At 71.1% G+C, this 3,755-nt stretch carries 3 protein-coding genes; 1 reads left to right on the top strand and 2 read right to left on the bottom strand.

Annotated elements, in window-relative coordinates; genetic code table 11:
- On the top strand, positions 1–209 hold a 209-nt coding region (locus ACIRDX_RS21445), incomplete at its 5' end, for a hypothetical protein (RefSeq protein ID WP_396627465.1).
- On the opposite strand, the gene ACIRDX_RS21450 is transcribed toward ACIRDX_RS21445, so the two are convergent.
- Both ACIRDX_RS21450 and ACIRDX_RS21455 read right to left on the bottom strand, forming a co-directional pair.
- Positions 131–1,012 (bottom strand): hypothetical protein, encoded by an 882-nt coding sequence (locus ACIRDX_RS21450; protein WP_396627466.1) that lies wholly within the window; start codon positions 1,010–1,012, stop codon positions 131–133. The two genes, ACIRDX_RS21445 and ACIRDX_RS21450, sit on opposite strands and share 79 nt — an antisense overlap.
- On the bottom strand, positions 1,009–3,585 hold the full coding sequence (locus tag ACIRDX_RS21455; RefSeq protein ID WP_396627467.1) for a VWA domain-containing protein: 2,577 nt from the start codon (positions 3,583–3,585) through the stop codon (positions 1,009–1,011). Before ACIRDX_RS21455 ends, ACIRDX_RS21450 begins: the two co-directional genes overlap by 4 nt.
- Between the last annotated feature and the right edge of the window lie 170 nt (positions 3,586–3,755).

The following is a 3,755-nucleotide window of genomic DNA, read 5'->3' on the forward strand; positions in this document are numbered from 1 at the left end:
TCGTGCTCTTCGCCGTCGCGCCGTTCCTGTTCTGGTGGGACTGGAGCACGGGGGGCTGGATGATCGTGCCGACCCTGGCCGGGTTCAACGCGCTGATCTTCGGCGGTCGCCTGCTGCAGCTCAACGCCGCCTATGCCGCCGCGGAGCGTCGCCGGCTCGAGCGTGTCGCATCGTCGCAGCCGGGCGCCAGCGCGACGAACAGGCCATAGCCCAGCCACGGCCCGGCGCCGTAGCCGATCAGCGGTGCCGGCGTGAGCCCCGCCACCGAACATGCGAAGAGGGCGGCGTAGTAGGCGGCGATGCTGCGGTCGACCCGCGCCCACAGCCCGGCGACGAACATCGCGGAAGCCGAGACGACGGCCGCGCCCGCCGCCGCCGAATGCGCCAGCGCGAGCGCGAAGACGCCTTCCACGTGGGGGACTGGCTGCAGCGGGTCCGGCCGGGTGAAGGTCCACGCGGTCAGGAGGGCCAGACACGAGACCGTGAGCGTCGATCGCCCCTGGGTGCCACGCTCGCTCCACAGGGTGACGGCGGCAGCGACCGAGAGCGCCAGCAGCTGAGAAGCGTCGGGCTGCAGCGCGAGGCCCCCTCCAGCCGCCAGCAGGGCTGCGTCGGCGAATCCGCCTCTAGAGCCACCGGTGCGCCTCATGAAGGCGCAGCACAGGACAAGGGCTGGCAGCACGAGCGGCGCGGCATACAGGCGAACGGCGCCGAGGTCGAGCCAGCGACGTGGGGCATCCGCGTGCGTGAGGAGCGTGCCGGCCAGGACGGCGAGCGAGACGCCGAGCACGGCACTGGCGGCCATCGGTCCGCCGCGTGAGCTCAGGCGCGCCCCAACCAGGCCGAGGGCGGTGGCCAGGCTGGCAGCAAGTGCCTGCTGGATCCACGAGCCGCGACCCACCTGCGCGACCGCCAGCACGATGGCGCTGGCTGCCGCCGGAGCCGCCGCCAACGCGACGAGTCGCCACGCCTGCAGCTGCTCGCCTTCCTGCGCCGGAGTCCCGCTCGTCATGGCACCACTTCGCTGGTGGTCACGCCGAACGTGCGCACGCGGCCGTACCGCGCCGTGGTGACGAGACGCGCGCCGTCGCGCGTCACGTGTTCCTCGCGCATGGTCTCGGGCACCACGCCCTGCACGCGCTCGTCTCGAGCGTACGTCGTTCGCAGCAGCAACTGCTCGCCAAGCGTCGTCAACGACAGCTCGCTGGCACGGACGACACCGGTGGCCTCCTCGATCTCGTAGCGGGCGCGGATCGGCAGGTTGCCGCCCGTGTCGGTGCGCAGCAGCGTGGGTTCCTGTACCTCACGCGCGACGAGCGTGCGGAGTCCGCGAGCCGTGCCCCCCTTGGCCGGCTCGACCGAGTACACGAACCGCGCCTGGTGGTGGGGCTGCAGGAAGGCCAGCGCGAACACCGGGCTGGTCGTCGTGCGCGTGCGCGGGCCCAGAAAGTGCGCGGCGCCTGCCGCCGCGATGCGCTGAGCCTCGGCCAGGCCGGAACGCGTGTTCTGCAGGAAGAGCTGCTCGAGGCGGTGTTCGCGATCGGCGACGGCACGGCCGTCAACCTCTACGACGTCGCGGAAGGCGAGCCAGAAGACTGTCGACGGCGGCCGAACCAGGAGGAAGTCCGAGCGCAGGCGCCTGGTCGTGGTGGTGCCTGGCGTCAGCACACGAGAGTACCGGCCCCCGAGCGTCGAAGGGGCAGGTGTGTACGTCTGCGTGAGGGTCTCCTCCATCACCACGTTCGAGAACCGCGCGACGAATGCGTCGACGTAGTCGGAGCCCTGTGCCAGCAGCGGAGCTGCCTCGACGGCACCTCCACCCGCGGCCAGGACGGCGGCGCAGCACGGGACCACCCGCGTGGCCAGCCAACCGCCTGCGTCGCGTACTGCGACCACTACCTGCGCCAGCCCCTTCGGCGCTGCCGTCGACAGCACGACGCGCAGCGTGCCTGCAGCCGCCAGGCGTGCGTACTCCTCGGGCGAGAACCGCAGCGAGATGTCCTTGCCCGGGACGTCGATCGGTGCAGCTCGTGTGCCCTCGGGCCTCACCACGGCGTGCACCGCGAAGGCACCGTCACGCTGGCCGTCGACGTCGGTCCAGGTGATCGACGCGTGCGGCACGAGTACCTCGATCGACAGCGCGCCGTCCTGCACGGTCGGCGTCACCACGATGGCTTCGCTGGCGTACCGCTCAGGGGAGTCCAGTGCCCCGTCGATCGCCCGCTCCGCGTCCGACGCGGGAGATGTGGCAGGTACCGCCGAGGGCGCTGCCAAGTACCCGTTGCGATAGCGGACCGACAGGCCCCGTCGCTTGATGGAGACCGTGATCTTCCGCAGGCCCGCCTTGGCGCCAGGTTGTGGCGGCGTGTAGCCGATCAGGTAGTAGCGACGCGCATCGTCGACGGCCTGCCGGAGCACTTGGGCCATGTCGTTCGACTTCACGGTCAAGCCCCCGGTCTCGAGGGCGAGTCCTTCCACGTAGTCGCGTCCGGCATCGCCGCGAAGGCCGGCGTAGGCGAAGAGCGGGCCCTGGCCGCCTGCCTGGGCCGTGCCGCGCGTCGACGGCATGATCGTGCTCGTCGTCACGCCAGCCGGGTCGACCGAATAGAAGGTGACCTGCGCCCGATTGGCCTGTGTGACGACCTCGCGTAACCCCAGGGCCGTGGTCTGGTTCTCGATGCGGCCCAGCGCGGTCGTGGCGTCGCGGCGGGCCTGCATCGGGTCGAGCCCGATGCAGGCCGAGAGGGCCGCAGCGATGGCGTCCACCGACTGCGACAGTGGGCTTATGGCGTGGCCAGACGAATAGAAGACGAGATGCTTCCGTCCGTCGAGTGCGCCGAGCCGCGTCACCAGTCTGGCCAGTGCTTCGCTCGCGGCGGCGCTGCGCGCCTGCGCGTCGCGCATCGCCTGCTCGCCGGCGTCCACGGCAATCTCGACGACGCGACGTTGTTCCGAGGTAGCGGCACAGGCGCGATCGACGGCGTCGAAGATGCCGCGCACCCCCACCGGAGGGTCGAGCTGAGGCCGCACCTTGCGCACCGCTGCGCGGAGCAGGTCCCTGTCGGTCGTGAACGGCTGGTCGACGACGAGGTCGCCATCGATCGTCACGAGTGCGACGGGCAAGCCGGTCGGCAGGTCGTCGATGGCCTCGAGCACGCCCTCGCGCACGCGCGGCAGGGCTTCGATCGAGAGCGACAGGGTGTCGATGACGATGGCGAGTCGCCGTGTCGCTGCGTCGACCTCACCACCGCTGTCGGCGGGCCGGGGCATGGTCTCTGCCGGCTGGGAGATGCCTGTGCCTGGCGTCGCGGGGGAGGAGGACGTGTCAGCGGCGCCGACGACGCGCAGCAGCTGGACCGGTTGTCGCTTGCCGTCCTCCTTCACCTCGATCTCGTCGGGTGTGAGGTCCGCCACGAACCGTCCGTCGCGATCGAGCGCCACCATGTCGATGACGACGAGGTCGGTGGCGGCCCGGAATGACGGTTGCCCGGAGGCGACGGCGACGGCAGCGCAACAGGCGACCGCGCACGCCGCCGACAGCGCCCGAGCACCTGTCCACCTTCGCGGCGTGAAGCCCGTTCGCATGAGTGTCACCCTGACTGCCGACTGCCGACTCCTGTCAGTACCGGAATCGCGGCGGCGCGTCGCTGGAGGCCAGCGCCTTCACGGCCTCGACGGTGAGGCGCACGACGCGGTCCATCTTGTCGAAATCGAGGCGATCGATCGTGTCGATGGGCTCGTGGTACCCGGGATGG

Source organism: Luteitalea sp., from assembly GCF_044337415.1.
Lineage (GTDB): Bacteria > Acidobacteriota > Vicinamibacteria > Vicinamibacterales > Vicinamibacteraceae > Luteitalea.

Coding starts and splice junctions, on each gene's coding strand:
- ACIRDX_RS21450 (WP_396627466.1), bottom strand. CDS start 1,012: ATGACGAGCGGGACTCCGGCGCAGGAAGGCGAGCAGCTGCAGGCGTGG.
- ACIRDX_RS21455 (WP_396627467.1), bottom strand. CDS start 3,585: ATGCGAACGGGCTTCACGCCGCGAAGGTGGACAGGTGCTCGGGCGCTG.